17 protein-coding genes are annotated in these 19511 nt (G+C 62.7%); 8 read left to right on the plus strand and 9 right to left on the minus strand.

Annotated elements, in window-relative coordinates; translation table 11 throughout:
• Nucleotides 1–6: 6 nt before the first annotated feature.
• The 8 genes from bioD to IGS60_RS11845 all read right to left on the minus strand — a co-directional run bounded on the left by bioD (nucleotide 7) and on the right by IGS60_RS11845 (nucleotide 9058).
• Nucleotides 7–798, minus strand: a complete 792-nt coding sequence (bioD, locus tag IGS60_RS11810; protein ID WP_070288974.1) for a dethiobiotin synthase — start codon at nucleotides 796–798, stop codon at nucleotides 7–9.
• Nucleotides 788–1984 carry an 8-amino-7-oxononanoate synthase gene (bioF, locus tag IGS60_RS11815; protein WP_230504476.1) on the minus strand — a complete coding sequence of 399 codons (1197 nt, stop codon included), beginning with the start codon at nucleotides 1982–1984 and terminating at the stop codon, nucleotides 788–790. The genes bioD and bioF overlap by 11 nt, the downstream gene beginning before the upstream one ends.
• Nucleotide 1985: 1 nt before the next feature.
• Nucleotides 1986–3314 carry an adenosylmethionine--8-amino-7-oxononanoate transaminase gene (gene bioA, locus IGS60_RS11820; RefSeq protein ID WP_230504479.1) on the minus strand — a complete coding sequence of 443 codons (1329 nt, stop codon included), beginning with the start codon at nucleotides 3312–3314 and terminating at the stop codon, nucleotides 1986–1988.
• Nucleotides 3315–3359: 45 nt separating this feature from the next.
• On the minus strand, nucleotides 3360–4148 hold the full coding sequence (locus IGS60_RS11825; protein WP_076564571.1) for an enoyl-CoA hydratase/isomerase family protein: 789 nt from the start codon (nucleotides 4146–4148) through the stop codon (nucleotides 3360–3362).
• Between the two features lie 21 nt (nucleotides 4149–4169).
• On the minus strand, nucleotides 4170–5792 hold the full coding sequence (locus IGS60_RS11830; RefSeq protein ID WP_070312650.1) for a carboxyl transferase domain-containing protein: 1623 nt from the start codon (nucleotides 5790–5792) through the stop codon (nucleotides 4170–4172).
• Between the two features lie 40 nt (nucleotides 5793–5832).
• Nucleotides 5833–6282, minus strand: a complete 450-nt coding sequence (locus tag IGS60_RS11835) for a YchJ family metal-binding protein (RefSeq protein WP_230504481.1) — start codon at nucleotides 6280–6282, stop codon at nucleotides 5833–5835.
• Between the two features lie 79 nt (nucleotides 6283–6361).
• The gene (locus IGS60_RS11840) at nucleotides 6362–7648 is read right to left on the minus strand and encodes a D-amino acid dehydrogenase (protein ID WP_268994029.1); all 1287 of its coding nucleotides are present in this window, start codon (nucleotides 7646–7648) and stop codon (nucleotides 6362–6364) included.
• Nucleotides 7649–7741: 93 nt separating this feature from the next.
• Nucleotides 7742–9058 (minus strand): serine hydrolase, encoded by a 1317-nt coding sequence (locus IGS60_RS11845; protein ID WP_230504485.1) that lies wholly within the window; start codon nucleotides 9056–9058, stop codon nucleotides 7742–7744.
• A 227-nt stretch (nucleotides 9059–9285) separates the two neighbouring features.
• On the opposite strand from IGS60_RS11845, the gene IGS60_RS11850 reads away from it, so the two are divergent.
• The 8 genes from IGS60_RS11850 to IGS60_RS11885 all read left to right on the plus strand — a co-directional run bounded on the left by IGS60_RS11850 (nucleotide 9286) and on the right by IGS60_RS11885 (nucleotide 17600).
• Entirely contained in the window at nucleotides 9286–10026 is a 741-nt protein-coding gene (locus tag IGS60_RS11850; protein WP_070223163.1) for a GntR family transcriptional regulator, read from the plus strand.
• 123 nt (nucleotides 10027–10149) lie between these two features.
• Nucleotides 10150–11031: an N-acetylmuramic acid 6-phosphate etherase gene (locus IGS60_RS11855; protein WP_230504487.1), complete on the plus strand. Its 882-nt coding sequence runs from the start codon at nucleotides 10150–10152 to the stop codon at nucleotides 11029–11031.
• A gap of 45 nt (nucleotides 11032–11076) precedes the next feature.
• The gene (locus IGS60_RS11860; protein WP_230504489.1) at nucleotides 11077–12375 is read left to right on the plus strand and encodes an MFS transporter; all 1299 of its coding nucleotides are present in this window, start codon (nucleotides 11077–11079) and stop codon (nucleotides 12373–12375) included.
• A gap of 91 nt (nucleotides 12376–12466) precedes the next feature.
• Complete coding sequence (locus IGS60_RS11865) at nucleotides 12467–14128, plus strand: glycoside hydrolase family 10 protein (RefSeq protein WP_230504491.1); 1662 nt, start codon at nucleotides 12467–12469, stop codon at nucleotides 14126–14128.
• A gap of 94 nt (nucleotides 14129–14222) precedes the next feature.
• Complete coding sequence (locus IGS60_RS11870) at nucleotides 14223–15170, plus strand: BadF/BadG/BcrA/BcrD ATPase family protein (protein WP_230504493.1); 948 nt, start codon at nucleotides 14223–14225, stop codon at nucleotides 15168–15170.
• A 30-nt stretch (nucleotides 15171–15200) separates the two neighbouring features.
• A complete protein-coding gene (locus IGS60_RS11875; protein WP_230504495.1) occupies nucleotides 15201–16001 on the plus strand; it encodes an N-acetylmuramoyl-L-alanine amidase in 801 nt (266 codons plus the stop codon).
• An 82-nt stretch (nucleotides 16002–16083) separates the two neighbouring features.
• Nucleotides 16084–16986: a LysR family transcriptional regulator gene (locus tag IGS60_RS11880; protein ID WP_099408255.1), complete on the plus strand. Its 903-nt coding sequence runs from the start codon at nucleotides 16084–16086 to the stop codon at nucleotides 16984–16986.
• Nucleotides 16986–17600, plus strand: coding sequence for a M15 family metallopeptidase (locus tag IGS60_RS11885; protein WP_230504497.1), 615 nt, complete (start codon nucleotides 16986–16988; stop codon nucleotides 17598–17600). Before IGS60_RS11880 ends, IGS60_RS11885 begins: the two co-directional genes overlap by 1 nt.
• On the opposite strand, the gene IGS60_RS11890 is transcribed toward IGS60_RS11885, so the two are convergent.
• The gene (locus IGS60_RS11890) at nucleotides 17601–18980 is read right to left on the minus strand and encodes a sodium-dependent transporter (RefSeq protein ID WP_070223147.1); all 1380 of its coding nucleotides are present in this window, start codon (nucleotides 18978–18980) and stop codon (nucleotides 17601–17603) included.
• Nucleotides 18981–19511 lie beyond the last annotated feature (531 nt).

Consider the following 19511-nt stretch of genomic DNA (forward strand, 5'->3'; position numbering starts at 1 on the left):
ATGCGTTTAAGTGTTGGGATGCTGCGCCGGCCAGTTGGGCAAGCCGGTGAAATCGAGATACGCCGCCGCCGCTTCCGCCGTGGGTTGCGCCAGGCGCGGCACCCTGCCCAGCAGCGGCGCCGGGATGCGCTCGATCAGCGCATCGATATTTTCGTCGAGGAAGCGCATTTCCACTTCCAAGGTGTTGGCGACCCAGCCGATCACCGTCAGGCCGCGCGCCTCGATGGCTTCCACCGTCAGCAAGGCCTGGCTGATGCAGCCCAGACGCATGCCGACCACGAGGATCACGGGCAGGTCGAGCTGCTGCGCCAGGTCGGCCGAGTCGAAACCTGGCGACAGCGGCACGCGGAATCCGCCCACGCCTTCGACCACGACCGCGTCCGAGGCGGCGGCGATTTCCAGGTAGGCGGCCAGGATGGGTACGGACTCGATGCTCACGCCTTCCAGCGCGGCGGCGATGTGCGGCGCGGCCGGTTCCTTCAGCATGTAGGGCGTGGTCAGGCTGCGCAGCATGGTGACGTTGCCGGCGGCGATCAGGCTGTCGGCGTCTTCATTATGCAGCTCGCCGTCGCGCATCTCGGCGCCGGCGGCCACGGGCTTCATGCCGCAGGCGCGCACGCCGCGCGCCACCAGCGCGTGCAGCAGGGCTGACGAGGTCAGGGTCTTGCCGATTTCCGTGTCGGTGCCGGTGACGAAACAGGCAAAGCGCGAGGGCAGGCCGATGGTGGCCGGCGCCGGCTGCACGGCCGGCGCCAGGTCCGCCAGCACCTCGGCCACGATAGGGTCATCAAGGCTCATGGCGAGTCCTTTCCAGGGTGTTGACTGCGTTGATCAATTGCGCCACTTCCTGCGCCGTATGGCCGGCCGACAGGGTCACGCGCAGGCGCGCCGTGCCGGCAGGGACCGTGGGCGGGCGGATGGCGCCGACCCACAGGCCTTGCTGGTACAGATTCGCGGCGACGGCCAGCATGTCCGCGTTCTCGCCGATGATGACGGGCTGGATGGCGGACAGCGATGGCAAGGCTTGCCAGTGCTGCAGCTGCAAGCCTTCGTTCCACTGCGCCACCAGCGCCGCCAGGTGCATCCGGCGTTGTTTTCCTTCTTCACCGGCGATGATGTCCAGGCTGGCCAGCAGCGCATGCGCGAGCGCGGGCGCGGCGGCCGTGGTGAAGATGTAGGGGCGGGCCTTCTGGATCAGCGTCTCGATCACGGCCTCATGCGCGCAAACGAAGGCGCCGCCCACGCCGGCCGATTTGCCCAGGGTGCCCACGTAGACCAGATACGGCGAATGCAGGTCGAAGTATTCCAGCGCGCCGCGGCCATTCTCGCCCAGCGCGCCGAAGCCGTGCGCGTCGTCGACCACCAGCCAGGCGCCATATTGTTCGCACAGGGCCAGCAGCGCGGGCAGCGGCGCCAGGTCGCCATCCATGCTGAAGACGCTGTCGGTGACGACGATTTTCGTTTTGGCTTTGCTTTCCGCCAGCAGGGCCGCCAAGGCGTCGAGATCCGCATGCGGATACACGCGCGTCTTGACGCGGGACAAACGCGTGCCGTCGATCAGCGAAGCGTGGTTCAGCGCTTCCGAGAAGATCTCGGCTTCGGCATCACCGGCCGCCAGGGCCGTCAGCACGGCTAAATTGGCCATGTAGCCGGTACAGAAATACAACGCGCGCGCCTGTTCCAGGTTGGCGCCGACAAACGCGGCCAGGCGCTCTTCCAGCTGTGCGTGGGCGCGGCTGTGGCCACTGATCAGGTGCGACGCGCCGCTGCCGGCGCCATACAGGTCGGCGCCCTCTTTCAGGGCATCGACGATGCGCGGATGCGCGGCCAGGCCCAGGTAATCATTGCTGCAAAAGGCCAGCATGTCGCGGCCATCGACCGTCAGGCGCGGCGCGCACGGCGTGTCGACGGTGCGGCGGCGGCGGATCAGGCTGCGCTCTTCCAGCCCCTGCAACTGCTGCTTCAAGCGTGTGAGCAGTTCCATCTCAGGCTCCGATCACTTTGTTGAAGACGGCCAGCGTCTGCTGGCCCAGGCCCGCGATTTCGGCGTCGTCGAGGATGTACGGCGGCATCAGGTAGACGGTGGAGCCGATGGGGCGCATCAGCAGTTCGTGTTCCAGTGCCGTGCTGAAGAAGCGGCGCGAAAAGTCGGGCGCAGCGTCCACCGCATCGAAGGCCCAGATCATGCCCTGCTGGCGGAAGTGTTTTACGCGCTCGTGCTGCGCCAGCGGCGCCAGGGCGCGCGTGATTTTCCCGGCGCGTTCGCGGTTGGTGACCAGCACGTCGTCTTCCTCGAAGATCGACAGGGTCGCCAGCGCCGCGCGGCAGGCCAGCGGGTTGCCCGTGTACGAGTGCGAATGCAAAAAGCCGCGGCGCACGTCGGTGCTGTAGAACGCCTGATAAATATCTTCGCGCGTCATCACGAGGGACAGCGGCAAATAGCCGCCGCTGATGCCCTTGGACAGGCAGACGAAGTCGGGCCAGATGCCGGCCTGTTCGCACGCAAAGAAGGTGCCCGTGCGGCCGCAGCCGACGGCGATTTCGTCGAGGATCAAATGGACTTGATAGCGGTCGCACAGGGCGCGCACGAGCGACAGGTACAGCGGGTCGTGCATGGCCATGCCGGTGGCGCACTGCACCAGCGGCTCGATGATGATGGCGGCGATTCTTTCGGACTTTTCCTGGAACAGCCGTTCCACGTCGGCCGCGGCGCGGCGCGCCACGTCCTGCGCCGATTCGTTGTCTGCCGCCTGGCGGAAGTCGGGCGACATCACCGTCTGCGAGGCACGCAGCAGGGGGCCGTAGGCATCCTTGAACAGTGCCACGTCCGTAACGGCGAGGGCGCCGATGGTTTCGCCGTGGTAGCTGCCCTTCAAACAGACGAATTCCTGCTTTTCACCCTTGCCGCTGTTGCGCCAGGCGTGAAAACTCATTTTCAGGGCGATTTCCACGGCCGAGGCGCCATCGGACGCATAAAAACTGTGACCGAGCACGCCATTAGTGAGCGCGGAGAGCTTTTCCGACAGCTCGATCACCGGTTCATGCGTAAAACCGGCCAGCATCGCGTGTTCCAGGCGGTCCAGTTGATCCTTGAGTTCCGCATTGATGCGCGGGTTGGCATGGCCGAACAGGTTCACCCACCAGGAGCTGATGGCGTCCAGGTAGCGTCGGCCCTCGTGGTCATACAGCCAGGCGCCGCGGCCATGGCTGACGGGGATGAGGGGAACCGTCTCGTGATGCTGCATTTGCGTGCACGGATGCCACACGCTGCGCAGACTGCGTTCGACCCAGCCCGATTGTTTTTCTGCTTTCAAAACTGCTCCAATGATATTCTTAGTCCATGAGCTTTGGACTATTAACTAGCCCATGAGCCAACCCGGCTTGCGCTTGTCGAGGAAGGATTGCACGCCTTCGCGTCCCTGCTCCGAGGCGCGGATCTGCGCGATGCGCTCGGCGGTGTCCGCCAACAGCGCGTCATCGACCGGCTGGCCGGCGATCTCGCGCACCAGCGTTTTCGCTTGCGCCACGGCGTGCGGGCTGTTGCCCGTCAGGGCTTTCAGTACCTCGGCGGTTTTCGCGTCCAGCGCGCTTGCCTCGACTACCTCGTGGGCAAAGCCGATGCGCAGCGCTTCCTGGGCGGAGAATCGCTCCGCCGTCAGGAAATAGCGGCGTGCCGCGTTTTCGCCCATGGCCTTGATGACATACGGTGAAATAGTGGCCGGGATCAGTCCCAGCCGCACTTCGCTCAGGCAGAAATGCACGTCTTCCGCAACCAGAATGATATCGCATGCGGCGACGAGGCCCATGCCGCCCGCATAGCAGTCGCCCTGGATCTTCGCCACCACGGGTTTCGGACACAGGTAAATCGTGCGCAGCATCTGCGCCAGCTGCAGCGCGTCGGCCTGGTTTTCGGCATGCGTGTAGCCTGCCATCTTCTTCATCCAGTTCAAGTCCGCGCCGGCGCAAAAGGCGGCGCCATTCGCGGCCAGCACGATGGCGCGCACCATGTCGCTGCGCCCCAGGCCCTCGAAGGCGCGCGCCAGTTCGGCAATCGTCGTCTCGTTGAAGGCATTGCGCACGTCGGGGCGGTTCAGGGTCACGGTGGCGACGTTGCCTTCGATGACCAGCTTTAAGGTTTCAAATTCCATTATCTTCTCCCTGAATGCCGCTTACATGCGGAATACGCCGAACTTCGTGTCCGGGATTTCCGCGTTCAAGGCGGCCGACAGGCCCAGGCCCAGCACCATGCGGGTGTCGGCCGGGTCGATCACGCCATCGTCCCACAGGCGCGCGGTGGCGTAATACGGGTGGCCCTGGTGTTCGTATTGATCCTTGATCGGCTGCTTGAAGGCCGCTTCCTCGTCCGCGCTCCATGCGCCGCCCTTGCCTTCGATGCCGTCGCGCTTGACCGTGGCCAGCACGGAAGCGGCCTGGTCGCCGCCCATGACGGAAATGCGGGCATTGGGCCACATCCACATGAAACGGGGAGAGAACGCGCGGCCGCACATGCCGTAATTGCCGGCGCCGAAGCTGCCGCCGATGATCACCGTGAATTTCGGCACGGCGGCCGTGGCCACGGCCGTCACCATCTTGGCGCCATTGCGGGCGATGCCCTCGTTTTCGTATTTGCGGCCCACCATGAAGCCCGTGATGTTTTGCAGGAAGACGAGCGGGATCTTGCGCTGGCAGCACAATTCGATGAAATGCGTGCCTTTCAGCGCCGATTCGGAGAACAAGATGCCGTTATTGGCGATGATGCCGACTTTGACGCCATAGATGTGCGCGAAGCCGCAGATCAGGGTGGTGCCGTAGCGGGCCTTGAATTCGTCGAAATCGCTGCCGTCGACGATGCGCGCGATCACCTCGCGCACGTCGAACGGTTTGCGCGTATCGACGGGGATCACGCCATACAGTTCCTGCGTCGGGTATTTCGGTTCGACGGACTCGCGCAGCGCCATCTGCTGCGGTTTTTTACGGTTCAAATTCGAGACGATGGTGCGCGCCAGCGACAGCGCGTGCAAATCGTTCTGCGCCAGGTGGTCGACCACGCCGGACAGGCGCGTGTGCACGTCGCCGCCGCCCAGGTCTTCCGCCGTCACCACTTCGCCCGTGGCCGCCTTCACCAGCGGCGGGCCGCCGAGGAAAATAGTGCCCTGCTCCTTGACGATGATCGACTCGTCGCTCATGGCCGGCACGTAGGCGCCGCCCGCCGTGCAAGAACCCATCACGACGGCGATTTGCGGGATGCCCTTGGCCGACAAATTCGCCTGGTTATAGAAAATGCGGCCGAAATGGTCGCGGTCGGGGAAGACGTCGTCCTGGTTCGGCAGGTTGGCGCCGCCCGAGTCGACCAGGTAGATGCAGGGCAGGTTGTTCTGGTCGGCGATTTCCTGCGCGCGCAAATGCTTTTTCACCGTCATCGGGTAATAGGTGCCGCCCTTGACGGTAGCGTCGTTACACACGATGACGCATTCCTGGCCCGAGACGCGGCCGATGCCCGTGATGATGCCGGCGCTCGGGGCCGCATCGACGCCCTTGGCGTCCTGGTACATGGCGTAGGCCGCCATCTGTGAAAACTCGAGGAAGGGTGTGCCGGGATCGAGCAGCATCTGGACTCTGTCGCGCGGCAGCAGTTTTCCGCGCGCCAGGTGCTTGGCGGCAGCCGCTTCGCCGCCGCCGGCCGCGATCTTTTCCACCTTGTCGCGCAGATCGTCGACGATGGCTTGCATGGCCGCGGCATTGGCCTTGAAATCTTCACTGCGCGGATTGAGTTTGCTTTCGATATGCGGCATTGCGGTTCCTTTTTATGATCGCCCGGTCTCTCGGGTCGCGCTATTCGGGAAAACTGCCGTCGAGATAAAACCAGCGCAGGGCACCACCGCCCTCGCCCGCCTCGCGCACGAAGCGGCTTACCTCATGCAGGCGGTGCGCGCGGCCGTTGACCTTGTAGCGGGCCACGAATTCGACGGTATCGCGGTGTATCTCTTCGGCTTGATCTGCTGATTCTGCTTTACGTTGACGTAAACGTAAAGCAGATTTTACCTCAAGTCCCAGCCAGTGGACTTTTTCTTCTTCGGCAAATAAAGCGTCGGCGGGACGGGTGCTGGCGTGCCAGGTGGCGCGCAGATACGCTTCATCGCGCAAGGTGAACGCCGTGTAGCGCGAGCGCATCAGGGCTTCGGCCGTGGGCGGCAAGGCATCGCCCGCGATATACGGGCCGCAGCAGCTGGCGTAGGAGGCGCCGCCGCAGGGGCAGGCGGAAGATGTCGGAGGTGTGGGCATGCTGTGGCGGACTGGGAACACGAAAGTTCCGCAATTATCCGCCATATCGGCAGCGGCGCGTGCGCGCCGCCCTGGCCGGCTATTGTTTCGGGCTGAGGAAGTCCAGCGCGAACGGCGGCGCCTTGCCGGCCATGAGATCGGCGAGGATGCGCGCCGTGCCGGCGGCAAAGGTAAAGCCCAGCGGGCCATGGCCCACGTTGAGCCACAAGTTCGCAACTTTGCTGGCGCCCACCAGCGGCGCGCTGTTCGGCGTGGCGGGGCGCAGGCCAGCCCAGGCCGTAGCCTGGTCGTAGTCCGCGCCGTGCGGCATGGCTTCGCGCGCCAGCCGCGTCAGGCCGGCGATGCGGTTCCAGTCGATGCTGTTGTCGGCGCCCACCATGTCGACCATGGCGGCCACGCGCAGGTCGCCGCCTATGCGCGCATACAGCACCTTGCGCTCGAAATCCGTGATGCTGATCTCGGGCGCCCGGTGCTGCGCGCGGATGGGCGCCGTCAGGCTGTAGCCTTTCAGCGGATACAGGGGCAGGTAGATGCCGGCCGTGGCGGCCAGGTCACGACTCTGGATGCCGGCCGCCAGCACATAGTGATCTGCCTGCAACAGGCCCAGGCTGGTGTCGACGCCCGTGATCCTGCCCTTGTGCGTGAGGAGACGGCGTGCCTCGCCTTTTAACAGAAGTGAACAATTCGGGTGCTGCAGCAGGCGCGCTTCCAGCGCCAGGCAAAAGGCGTGGCAATCGGCCACCGCCTCGCCCTCGGTAAAGATACCGCCGGCCAGCGCGCCCTGCAGGGCGGCCAGCGCCGGTTCGCGCTGCACGGCTTCCTGCGGCGACAGTACGACGCGCGCCTCTTCCGATTCGGGCCGTGCCACGGCCCGCTGGAAGATGGCGGGCGAGCGGTAGACGATGAGTTTGCCCGCATCGCGCCAGGCATACGCCTCGGGAGGTACGGTCAACTCCAGCTGCGCCATGCCGGCGCGGCTTAACTCTCCCAGTTGCAGCAGCTTGGCCGTCGTGCGGGCATTGCTGGCTGCATTGCAATTGCGCAGGAAACTGGCCAGCCAGCGCCATTGGCGCCAGTCCGCCTCGGGACGGAAGCGCAGCGGACCATCCTTCTGCAGCAGCCATTGCAGGGCTTTGAAGGGCACGCCCGCGTCCGCCAGCGGGGCTACATAGCGATAGCTGAGTTGGCCGCCATTGCGGTAGCTGGCGGCGATCGCCACCTGTTCATTGCGTTCCAGTACTGTGACCTTGTAGCCGGCCTCGGCCAGCCACCAGGCCGATGTCAGACCGACGACGCCGCCGCCGATGATGATGACGTGTTGCTGCATGTTGCCTCGCTGCGTTGCGCTCCCATGGTGCGGGAGCATTCGATGAGAGCTTAGAGGCTGGCCATCACGGGAGCCAATGAAACATCATGGTGCAGCCATAACTTTCAGGAATGCACCATTTCAATGCAAGGGCTAGTTGTTGTCAATCGCACCACGGTATAGCGCGGTGAGTATCAATTCCTCGCTGCGCCCCATGGCGGAATACGTGCCCGGATAACGTTCGGGATCGCTGCCCGTACCGCCCACCAGCATCACCATGCCATTCTTGTGCTTGAAATCGAGCACGAAGGCGGAGACCAGGCCATACGCGTCGCCCAGGTGGCCCACGGCCGTGAAGCTGGCGCCTTCGACCAGGCCGTTGCCCTGCTCGATATCGGCATCGAATTGCTGATTACCCAGGCCCCAGACACGGTACAAGCCCCGTTCGCTGTTGCCATTGCATCCGTCCGGCGCCAGCTGCCATTGGCGGCCAAACATCAGCGCGATGCTGGCCGGCTGCAATAGTTGCTTTCCCTGATAGCGGCCACCGTCGAGCAGCATCTGCATGACGGTGCCCAGTCCCGCGGCGGAGATGCGCAAGCCGCCCGTGGGACTGAAGACGGTGGCGTTGCTGCCGATCACATAGTTGGCCAGGCCGGTCGGTGGATGCTGGTCAAAATCGTCGGCTTGCGCGATCCAGGGGCCGTGCGGCCGCCACTCTTCCGTCTCCAGCGTGCGCTTGCGGTACAGGGTGGCCGTGTCCGCCAGCTCTGCCTGAGAGAATGCCGCCGGATGGTAGCCGCCGCGTACATCGAGGGGATCGAGCAGCAGGCGCCGCATCAGCAAGTCGAAGCGCTCGCCCGTGACTTGCTCCATCACCGTGCCGATCACGCCCCAGTTCAGGTTGGAATACGTAAAGTAGCGGCCGGGTGCCGCGCTGGAATCCCACATCGCGTCGCCGCCGGCCGTAAACACGTCGCGCAGGCTGCGCTCGGGGCCCCAGGCATAGCCGCCCGCATCGCGCAGCGAGGAAGTGTGGCTGAGCAGGCTGCGCAAGGTCAACGGTTGCAGGGGGAAATGCGGGTTGCGCAGGGAAAACCCCAGATAGATGCCCACATCCTGATCCAGGCTCAGCTTGCCCTGCTCGACCAGCCGCATCAGGCCCACGGTGGTCATCATCTTCGAGACGGAAGCGATGCGGAACAGGGTGGCCGGCGTGACGGGCAGGTTCTCTGCCGGCGTGGCGCCGATGTGCCGGTAGCCAAATTGTTGTTGATACGACACCTTGCCGTGGCGGATGGCGAGTACGGACAGGCTGGCCAGCGGGTGGGCCGCATCATCGACAATGGCGGCCAACGTGGCATCGAGCGCGCGCTGCTGGTCCTTGCCGCTGCCGGGCGGGGCGGCCAACGCGCTCCAGGTTGTGCCCAGCAGCAGCAAGCCCAGCAAACCCGTCATTTTATTATGCATGTTTCCCTGTTTCGCGATGTGGTGGAGGCATCGCCAGCATAGGGCGGGATCGTTTCCCAGGCTAATGAAAATTGCTTATTTATCTATAATGCAAAGCTATACGTACGGTAAAACATTGTTTTTTTAAATGTATAACCGTTATTTATGGTCATTTTCCATTTATTCATGGGTGGACGGGATACGCACAAGCGCCATCGCTATTACACTAGGAGGACAAGGAGAACTGTATGAGCCAGACCAGCGTAGAACTCAAGGTCGATTTAAATGACAATTCGCCTTTATATATGCAGATCGCCCGCAAGCTGAGCGATGACGTACGCAACGGCCGCTACCAGGTAGACCAGGCCCTGCCATCCGAACGTACCCTGTCCGAACTGCTCGACGTATCGCGCGTGACTGCCCGCAAGGCCATCGATCAATTGGTCGAGCAAGGCCTCGTCGTGCGCCGCCGCGGTTCGGGCAACTATATTGCCCCGCGCATCGAGCAGCCGTTGTCGAACCTGTCGAGCTTTTCCGAGCAGCTGCAGCAGCGCGGTTACCGTCCCGGCTCGCGCTGGCTCAAGCGCGAAGTCGTCATCGCCAGCAGCGACGAGCAGCTGAGCCTGGGCCTGGCGCAGAACACGAAAGTGGCGCGCCTCGAGCGCCTGCGCCTGGCTGACGACGTGGTGATGGCGTATGAAGTGAGCGTGCTGCCCTTCAGCGTCGTGCCGGACCCGGCCGCCGTGGGCGACTCGCTGTATGAATACTTGAGCAGCATCAAGAAGGCCCCCGTGCGCGCCTTGCAGCACATCCGCGCCATGAATGCGACGGACGTGCTGGCCGAGCAACTGGGCATCCCCGATGGCCAGGCCGTGCTGTTCATCACGCGCATCGCCTACCTGGAAACGGGCGAGGCGGTGGAACTGACGCATTCGTATTGCCGCAGCGACCATTACGACTTCGTGGCCGAGATGCGCCGCGCGCCGTAATAAGGCGGCCGCCACGATCCGCGTGCACCCATAAACTCCCGTTATGCCCGCCCGCCATCCTTTCATGGCTGATCTTGCTCGTTGGTATTAAACTGGTTTCACCTTCAACCATGTTCTGAAATCATGTTGAAAACTGAAACCCCGAGCCGGCGGCATCCGGATCTGGACCTGTATCCGGTGGAGCAACTGGTGGCGGCGCTGGTCGACGACCAGTTCTGGGCCGTCGAAGCCGTGCGGCTGGCCTCGCCGCAAATCGGGGCCGCCATCACGGCCGCCCTGCCCCGCATCGCGGCCGGCGGACGCTTGCTGTACGTGGGCGCTGGCACGTCGGGACGTCTGGGCGTGCTCGACAGCGTTGAATTGACGCCCACGTTTTCCTGGCCGCCCGAGCGGGCCGTCGCCATTCTGGCCGGCGGCGCGGGCGCCATGTTCACGGCCGTGGAGGGGGCGGAAGATGATGTACAGCAAGGCGAACGCGATGTGCTGGCCCTGTTGCCGCAAGAAAATGATGTCGTGATCCTGCTGGCCGCCTCCGGCGCCACGCCGTACGTGCTGGGCGCCCTGCTGGCCGCGCGCAAGGCGGGCGCCTTGACGATAGGCATTGCCAACAATGTGGACGCCCCCGTGGCGCACGAGGCGCAATGCGGCATCGTGCTCGACACGGGCACGGAAGTCATTTCCGGCAGCACGCGTCTGAAAGCGGGTACGGCGCAAAAAATCACCCTGAACACGATTTCCAGCGCCCTGATGGTCGGTTTGCACAAAACTTACGGAAACTTGATGGTAGACTTGAAGCCGACCAACGCCAAGCTGATCTGGCGGGCCGTGCGTCTGACCATGCATGCCACCGGCGCCAGCGAGGTGCAGGCCAGGACCGTGCTGGAGCAATGCCACTATCACGTCAAGGTGGCGATTGTTGCCTTGATCAAAAAAATCAATACAAACCAGGCACAGGCATTGTTGGCCGGCGCGGGCGGCAGTGTGCGGGCGGCACTGGCGGCGTGATCCGATGGCGCGGCATTCTTCTGTCTGGGAGACCAAGAAGGATGTATGGAGCTAGTGAAACAACCCGCCCCGGCGCGTAAAAATAATCCGTGGCTGTGGATCCCTTCCCTGTATTTCGGCCAGGGTATCCCCTATGTAGTGGTCATGACCTTGTCCGTGATCATGTACAAGAACTACGGTTTCAGTAATACCGATATCGCGCTGTACACGAGCTGGTTGTACTTGCCATGGGTCATCAAACCGCTGTGGTCGCCTTTCATCGATATGTACCGCACCAAGCGTTTCTGGATCGTCGGCTTGCAGCTGGTGATCGGCGCCGCGCTGGCGCTGGTGGCCCTGACGACGTCCTTGCCCCACTTTTTCCAGATCAGTTTGGCCATCTTCTGGCTGATGGCCTTCAGTTCCGCCACGCATGATATCGCCGCCGACGGCTTTTATATGCTGGGCCTGGAAGAGCACCAGCAGGCGGCCTTCGTCGGCGTGCGCAGCACGTTTTACCGCCTGGCGATGATCGCCGGCCAGGGCGGCCTCGTGTATCTGGCCGGCTATCTGACGCATGCGACGGGCAATGTGCAGCTGGCCTGGTCCGTCGTGTTCGCGATTCTGGCGGGCCTGTTCATCGCCCTCTTCCTCTACCACTATTTTGTCTTGCCGAAACCCAAGGACGACCGCCCCAGCATCCAGGACGCCGGCATTTCTCCGCTGCAAGAGTTCATCGCCACCTTTGCCGCGTTTTTCCGGAAGAAGGATATTGTCGTCATCCTCGGCTTTTTGCTGCTGTTCCGCCTCGGCGAAGCGCAACTGCTCAAATTGGCCGCGCCCTTCCTGCTCGACCCCGTCGCCAAGGGCGGCCTGGGCCTCACGACGGAACAGGTGGGCCTCGTCTACGGCACCATCGGCGTGATCGCCCTGACCCTGGGCGGCTTGCTGGGAGGCTTCATCATTTCCCGCTTCGGCTTGAAGCGTTGCCTGTGGATCATGGTGCTGTCCGTCCACTTGCCCGACCTGGTGTTTGTCTACCTGGCCAGCGCCTTGCCCAGCAACATTTATGTGATCGCGGGGGGCATTGCGTTGGAGCAATTCGGTTATGGCTTCGGTTTCGCCTCGTACATGTTGTACATGATCATGGTCTCCGATGGCGCGCATAAAACGGCCCATTACGCCATTTGCACGGGCTTCATGGCCCTGGGCATGATGTTGCCGGGCATGGCCAGCGGCTGGATCCAGCAAATGCTCGGCTACCAGCACTTCTTCATCTGGGTCTGCATCGCCACGATTCCCGCTTTCATCATGGCCGCGCTGGTCAAGATCGATCCTGAATTCGGCAAGAAGGCCGAGGCCTGATTCTTTTGAACCGTGCGCCCGCAAGGATGGCGGGCGCACAGTAAAATGCCCGCACCGATAGACCTGCGCTTTACCACTGCAAGGAATTGTTTTGTTGTCTACTTTCAAAAAACGCCTGGGCGCCACGGCCGGCGTGCTGGCCGCCTTGGCCACCGCCACATTGCTCAGCAGCTGTACCAGCACCAGAATGCCGTCCGCAGTGACGCCAGGCGAAGCGGGCTTGCCGGCCGTGCCGCCCGTGCAGTACATCACGGGCGAAGTGCCGCCGCCGGCGCCGCGCGAGTTCCGTGCCGCCTGGGTCTCGACGGTCGCCAATATCGACTGGCCCAGCCGCAGCAATTTGCCTGTCGCCAAGCAGCAAGCCGAAGCGATCGCCATCCTCGACCGCGCCAAGTCCTTGAATCTGAACGCGATCGTGCTGCAGGTGCGTCCCAGCGCGGACACGATTTACCCCTCGCAACTGGAGCCATGGTCGGAATATCTGACGGGCAAGCAAGGCCAGCCGCCATTGCCCATGTATGACCCGCTGGCCTTCTGGGTGGCGCAGGCGCATGCGCGCGGCATGGAATTGCACGCCTGGTTCAACCCGTACCGGGCCCGTCACGCGACGGCCAAGTCGCCGCTGGCGCGCGACAGTTTCGCGTCCACCAACCCCGCGTCCGTCAAACAATACGGCCGCTACCTGTGGATGGACCCGGGCGATGCGGCCGCTTCGAAGCACACGACGGACGTGGTGCTGGACGTGGTGCGCCGCTACGATATCGATGGCGTGCACATCGACGATTACTTTTATCCATACCCGATCGACGCGCCTGGCGCCGGTGCGGGAGCCGAGACGGCCGCGCTGGACGCGGGCAATGGCGGCGCCAAGCGCGAACTGCCCTTCCCCGATGAGCCTTCCTGGCAGCAATATCTGCTGGCCGGCGGCGATCTCGACCGCGCTTCCTGGCGCCGCCAGAACGTCAACCAGCTGATCGAAGCTTTATATACCGGCATCCACCGCGAAAAGAGCTGGGTGCGTTTCGGCATCAGCCCGTTCGGCATAGGCCGTCCCGACCGCCGCCCTGCCGGCATCGTCGGTTTCAGCCAGTACGATAAATTGTATGCGGATGCGGAACTATGGCTGGCCAAGGGCTGGCTCGATTACCTGTCGCCGCAGCTGTACTGGCCCGTGGCGCAGGCGCCGCAAGCGTTTGGCGTGCTGCTCGACTACTGGCTCGCGCAAAATCCGTATGGCCGTCACGTGTGGCCCGGTTTATATACGAGCCGCATCGACAATTCCGCCAAGTCCTTCACGCCGCAAGAGATCATCAAGCAGATCGAAGTGACGCGCACGCGCCCCGGCGCGAATGGCCAAGTGCATTTCAGCATGGTGCCCCTGATGCAGAACCGCAAAGGTGTTAGCGAGCAACTCAAGGCGAGCGTGTATCAAAGCCCGGCCCTGATCCCCGCCACGCCATGGCTGGGCAAGGAAGCGCCGGGCACGCCGGTGCTGGCTTTGCGCCGCGATTCCAGCAGCCTGAACGTCAAATTGACGTCGGGCGGCGGCAAACCCGTGGCGCAATACGCCATCTGGGCCCGCTATGGCGAAGACTGGCGCTTCACCGTGGTCACTGGCGTGCAGGCTGAACTGACCCTGGTTGATGATGGCATCGGTAAAGTCAATGCAGTGGTGGTCAGCGCCGTGGACCGCCTCGGCAATGAAAGCCCTCGCGTCACCGTGCGCGCACCGTTTACGGGCCCCGCCAAGTAATTGCTGACCGTTCACCGCTAGTCCATAACCTGCAGGCATGAAACATGCGCAAGCTTTCATGCCTGCAAGCTCCGCTTGGCTTTACACTCATGCCATGATTTCCTTCCCTGCAACCAATACTGATACTGCCGTGCTCGGGCTGGGCATCGACGCGGGCGGCACGCAGACGCGCTGGGCGCTGGCTACCGGCGACGGCACCATCGTGGCCGACGGGGCCGTGGAAGGCTTGTCTGCCTTGCAAATGGGCAGCGATGCGGGCCGCGCCGCCGTGCACGCCACGTTTGCAACATTGTGCAAGCAAGTGCTGGCCGTTGGCCAACCACGTGCCGTGGTGGCGGGCTTGACGGGTTTTGGCGGCGATGATGTTGTGCTGGCGCAAACCTTGGCCAGCCTGCTGGCGCTGGATGCCGCTGACGTCAGCCTGGGCAACGACATTGAAATCGCCTATCGCGACAGTTTTGAACCTGGCGAAGGTTATCTGGTCTACGCTGGCACGGGTTCGATTGCCGCCTGGATCGATGCGGACGGCGTGTTTCACCGCGCGGGCGGGCGCGGCGTGCTGCTCGACGATGGCGGCGGCGGCTACTGGATCGCGCGCGAAGCCTTGCGCCACATCTGGCGCCGCGAAGACGAGGCGCCCGGCAGCTGGCACAGCTCGCCCATGGCCGAAGCCGTGTTTGCGCAACTGGGCGGCAGCGACTGGTCGCTGTCGCGCGCCTTCATGTATGGCCAGGACCGGGGCGCCATCGGCCGGCTGGCGCTGGCCGTGGCCGCCAGTGCAGATGCCGACCCGCTGGCGCTGGACATCTTGCAGCGCGCGGGACAGGAACTGGCGCGATTGGCGCTGGCGCTGACGGCGCGCTACGGCCCCCGTCCCGTGGTGCTGGCCGGGCGCGCGGCGCAATTGCACCCGGCCATCGCGGCTGCCATGTGCGCCGCTTTGCCTGTATCGTTGATGATGGAGCAAAAAGTTGCCCGTTCGCATGAGGCTGCGGCCAAGCTGGCGGCCAGGACGGCGAGCCAGCGTACTGGCAAGAACTGAACATTTTATTAACCCGAACACGGATCTTTCATGAAAAAAATCGCCCTCGCCCTGCTGGTGGCACTGCTTTCCGCGTGTACCACGCCCGCGCCGCACCTCGACCATAGCTTGACGGCGCGCAGCCAGAGCCCGCGCGTGAAATTCATCGTCATCCATTACACGGTCAGCGACCTGCCCCGCTCGATCAAGATCCTGACGGAACAAGTAGTCAGCAGCCATTATTTGCTGACGGACACGGATAAGCCGAAGTTTTACGTGCTGGTCGACGAATCGCGCCAGGCCAATCACGCGGGTGTGAGTAACTGGAAGACTTATACACAGTTGAATGTCAGCTCGATCGGCATCGAGATCGTCAACCCTGGCTACAAGGACACGCCGGAAGGCCGCCTCTGGTATCCCTTCCCCCAGGCACAGGTCGATGAACTGATTCCGCTGTTGAAAGATATCCAGGCCCGCTACAACATCGCGCCGGAAAATATCCTGGGCCACAACGAAATCGCCCCGCAGCGCAAGCAGGACCCGGGTCCGCTGTTTCCATGGCGCCAGCTGGCCGATGCGGGCCTGATCGTCTGGCCCAATGCCAACCGCGTGGCCGCGCAGCGCCTCATTTTTGAGCAGCAAGTGCCGGACGCCGTCTGGTTCCAGAAAAAGCTGGCCCAGCACGGCTATGCGACGCCAAATACGGGCATATTCGATGAAGCGACGCGCAATGTGCTGATCGCCTTCCAGATGAAGTACCGCAATACGCGCTTTGACGGCATGCCCGACGGCGAGACGGCAGCCCTGCTGGAAGTGCTGACGACACCGGCCACAGCTGTTGCAACAAAGTAGCATGGCCGTTCCAGCCCATGACTTTTTCTTATATGCTGAACATTACGGCCCAGGCGGCCACGGCAAGGTAAAGGAATAGCTCATGCGGCTGCGTCATATCGAAGTGTTTCACGCCATCATGCAAGTTGGCACCATCAGCGGCGCCGCCCAGGTGCTGCATATCTCGCAGCCGGCTGTGACCAAGGTCTTGCAGCATTGCGAGTTGCAACTGGGCATGCCGCTGTTCGAGCGCGTGCGGGGCAAGCTGTACCCGAAGCCCGAGGCGCACCGTTTGTTTGTCGAGACGGAAAAGCTCAACCGCGATTTATTGGGCATCCGCCGTCTGGCGGCCAGCCTGAAGGGCCACGCGGTGGAAACCATCCGTTTGGTCTCGACGCCGACGCTTGCCATCAGCGTCTTGCCGTTTGCCATGACGGAGTGGCGGCGCGACTTTCCTCACACGCGTTGCCAACTGGCTACCCACCACACGGGCGAGATCGTCAATACCCTGCGCCTCGGTGAAGCGGACCTGGCCGTATCGCTGCAAGACCCGCGCCATCCGGGCATCGTGGCCGAACCGATCGCGCAGGGTGTCATGACGGTGATCGCCCCGGCCGGCACCTGGCATGCGGCCGATTGCGGCACACCGTTGACGGCGCATGGCCTGAACGGCGAGCTGATCGGCCATGCGGACAACGATCCGCTGGGCGAACTGGTGGTGGCCGCCTGCGAGGCGCAGGATATCCACCCCGTCTTCAGTACCGTGGTGCAGACCTATCAAATCGCCCGTTCCCTGGTGGAAGCGGGCGCCGGCATGGCCGTGGTCGACCCGTTTACGGCGGCGTCCGGCTCGCCCGAGCGGCTGCAGCGCCGTCCCTGGGCGCCCACCATTCCGATCCAACTGTATTTATTGACGGCGAGCCACTCGCCGCTGTCGCATGGCGCGCGGCGCCTGGCCGACAGCATTGGCGTGGCGGCGCGCAACTGCCTGGAAAGAGGAGTCTGATGTCTGTTGCAAGTTTGCAATTGGAAGCGGTCGGCAGCGATCCGCAATTTCGCCATCTGAGCAGCATCGTCGGCATCGCCGTCGACTTGCGCTATGCCACGCCCGACAATTTCGTTGGCCGCGACCTATACAGCCCCATCGATTGCGCCTGGCTGCATCGCGACGCCGCCGCCGCGCTGGAGCAGGCCGTGGCTTGGCTGGCCGTGCATCGCCCCGATCATCATCTCTTGGTGCTCGACGCCCTGCGCCCGCAGCGGGTGCAGCAGCAATTGTGGGATGCGCTGCAGGGAACGGAGTTGCTGGGCTACATCGCCGAGCCGTCACGCGGTTCCATCCACTCGTTCGGCATGGCGCTCGACATCACCATCGTCGGCCCGGACGGCCGGGAATTGGACATGGGCACGGGTTTTGATGATCTGAGTGAGCGCTCGCACCCGGCACTGGAGCTCGTCTTGCTGGAAAAGGGGGAAATTACCGAGGAGCAAGTGGCGCACCGCCGCTTGTTGCGCGACGCCATGTTCCAGGCGGGCTTTTTTGGCATCAACAGCGAATGGTGGCATTTCGATTGCGGCGACCGGGTGCTGGTGCGCCAGACCTACACCCGGGTACTCTGATTAGAAGACCTTTAATCCCTTCAGCATCACGATCAGGATCAGCACGGGCGAGACAAAGCGCAGCAGGAACAGCAGCACGTGCGCCAGAGTTTGATTTTGCAACTGGCCATGATTGCTGATCGCCTCGATGAAATGCTGCTTGCCCCAGGCCCAGCCTGTAAACAAGGCAATCGCGATGCCACCCACGGGCAGGAAGATATTCGACGAGACGAAGTCGAACAGATCAAACATATTCAAATTGAATAGCTTGAAGTCCGCCAGGGTGCTGTTACTCAGCGCGCACACGGAACCGAGCACGGCCAGCAGCAGCATGGTCACGATGGTGGACTTGGTGCGCGTCCAGCCGAAGCGTTCATGGAAAATCACCACGGGCACTTCCATCAGCGACAGCATCGCCCCCGTGGCAGCCACGGCGGCCAGGATGAAGAACACCACCATCAGCACTTGTCCCATGGGAATTTGCGAAAACACGGCCGGAATCGTGATGAACACCAGCGACGGTCCCGCGCTGGGGGCGAAGCCAAACGTGAACACGGCGGGGAAGATGGCGATACCGGCCAGCATCGATACACCGAGGTCGGCCGCCATCACCCGCAAAGTGGTGACTGGGATATTCTGGTCATCGCGGAAATAGCTGCCGTAGGTCATCATCGTACCCATGCCGACGGATAATTTAAAGAAGGCTAGGCCCATGGCCGTCAGCACGACGGAAGCCGTCAGCTTGGAAAAATCAGGGCGGAACAGGAAAGCCAAGCCTTCGCCCGCCTTATCGAGCGACAGGCTGACCGCGCACAGCAGCAGTAACAGCAGGAACAGCAGCGGCATCAGTTTCTTGGCGATCGCCTCGATGCCCTTGGTCACGCCCAGCATCAATATGCCGCCGATAAACAGCAGCACGCCCCATTGCCAGAACAGCGATTGCAAAGGATTGCTGATCAGCGAGGCGAAAGCCGCTTCCGTCACCAGCTTGTCGCTGCTCAAGATGGAGCCGTCGATGGCCTTGGCGATGTACGCAAACACCCAGCCCACCACTTCCGAATAAAACGCGACGATCAGGAAGGCGGCGACCATGCCGATAAAGCCGACCAGCCACCAGGGCTTGCCCTTCGGTGCCAGCTGTTCCATGGTGGAAATCGGGTTGACCTTGGCGCGGCGCCCGAGGGTGATTTCCGCGATCATCACGGGCAGTCCTACTAGTAAGGTGGCGAGCAGATAGATGAGCAGGAAGCCGGCGCCGCCATTGGCGCCTGTTAGATAGGGGAACTTCCAGATATTGCCGAGACCGACTGCGGAACCGAGGGTGGCGGCGAGCACGCCGAAGCCAGTGGTAAAGCCAGCTCGTTTCAGGGTCAGGCCTGATCCTTGAGCTTGTTGTTTCATGGTGAATCTTCTATGGTTCTATATATAGACAAGCGCCGTTTGGCGCGGAGGGGGCGAAATTGTAGCAGTTGGCCGCAAAAGCCCCGGAAAAGCCTTGCTTCCGCTGGGGCGCTTTGCTATAGTTCGCCTCCCCAATGAGACGCAGTCAAATGCGGCAGTTGAGGATCCCCGGAAACGGCGATGCAGTAAAAAGAAGGAGTTGACGATTGTGCTGAAATGCTTCATACTCTTCCTTCTTCGCAGCTGACAAACACAACGCTTTGTCGATAGCGCGAAAGTAGCACCGAATACAGTTCTTTAACAATTAACAGTCGATAAGTGTGGGCATTTGATGCAAGTGCAGCGCTGCGTAAGCAGCGTAAAACTTAAAATATCAAATGTTCACAAGAAATAATGAAATAGGCGCTACGAAAGTAGTGGCCTGTCAGTTTTTTGAGTGAGCGACCCGTCGCAAGACGGTGCCAATAAAATGGCAAAGTAACAGAGATTAAACTGAAGAGTTTGATCCTGGCTCAGATTGAACGCTGGCGG

It is taken from the genome of Janthinobacterium sp. FW305-128 (assembly GCF_020858135.1).
In the GTDB taxonomy this organism is placed as follows: domain Bacteria; phylum Pseudomonadota; class Gammaproteobacteria; order Burkholderiales; family Burkholderiaceae_D; genus Janthinobacterium.

Bases quoted from the DNA above. Each gene is read 5' to 3' on its own strand.
- bioD (WP_070288974.1), bottom strand. From the start codon at position 798: ATGAGCCTTGATGACCCTATCGTGGCCGAGGTGCTGGCGGACCTGGCG.
- bioF (WP_230504476.1), bottom strand. From the start codon at position 1,984: ATGGAACTGCTCACACGCTTGAAGCAGCAGTTGCAGGGGCTGGAAGAG.
- IGS60_RS11825 (WP_076564571.1), bottom strand. From the start codon at position 4,148: ATGGAATTTGAAACCTTAAAGCTGGTCATCGAAGGCAACGTCGCCACC.
- IGS60_RS11830 (WP_070312650.1), bottom strand. From the start codon at position 5,792: ATGCCGCATATCGAAAGCAAACTCAATCCGCGCAGTGAAGATTTCAAG.
- IGS60_RS11835 (WP_230504481.1), bottom strand. From the start codon at position 6,282: ATGCCCACACCTCCGACATCTTCCGCCTGCCCCTGCGGCGGCGCCTCC.
- IGS60_RS11840 (WP_268994029.1), bottom strand. From the start codon at position 7,648: ATGCTCCCGCACCATGGGAGCGCAACGCAGCGAGGCAACATGCAGCAA.
- IGS60_RS11845 (WP_230504485.1), bottom strand. From the start codon at position 9,058: ATGCATAATAAAATGACGGGTTTGCTGGGCTTGCTGCTGCTGGGCACA.
- IGS60_RS11850 (WP_070223163.1), top strand. From the start codon at position 9,286: ATGAGCCAGACCAGCGTAGAACTCAAGGTCGATTTAAATGACAATTCG.
- IGS60_RS11855 (WP_230504487.1), top strand. From the start codon at position 10,150: ATGTTGAAAACTGAAACCCCGAGCCGGCGGCATCCGGATCTGGACCTG.
- IGS60_RS11860 (WP_230504489.1), top strand. From the start codon at position 11,077: ATGGAGCTAGTGAAACAACCCGCCCCGGCGCGTAAAAATAATCCGTGG.
- IGS60_RS11870 (WP_230504493.1), top strand. From the start codon at position 14,223: ATGATTTCCTTCCCTGCAACCAATACTGATACTGCCGTGCTCGGGCTG.
- IGS60_RS11875 (WP_230504495.1), top strand. From the start codon at position 15,201: ATGAAAAAAATCGCCCTCGCCCTGCTGGTGGCACTGCTTTCCGCGTGT.
- IGS60_RS11880 (WP_099408255.1), top strand. From the start codon at position 16,084: ATGCGGCTGCGTCATATCGAAGTGTTTCACGCCATCATGCAAGTTGGC.
- IGS60_RS11885 (WP_230504497.1), top strand. From the start codon at position 16,986: ATGTCTGTTGCAAGTTTGCAATTGGAAGCGGTCGGCAGCGATCCGCAA.
- IGS60_RS11890 (WP_070223147.1), bottom strand. From the start codon at position 18,980: ATGAAACAACAAGCTCAAGGATCAGGCCTGACCCTGAAACGAGCTGGC.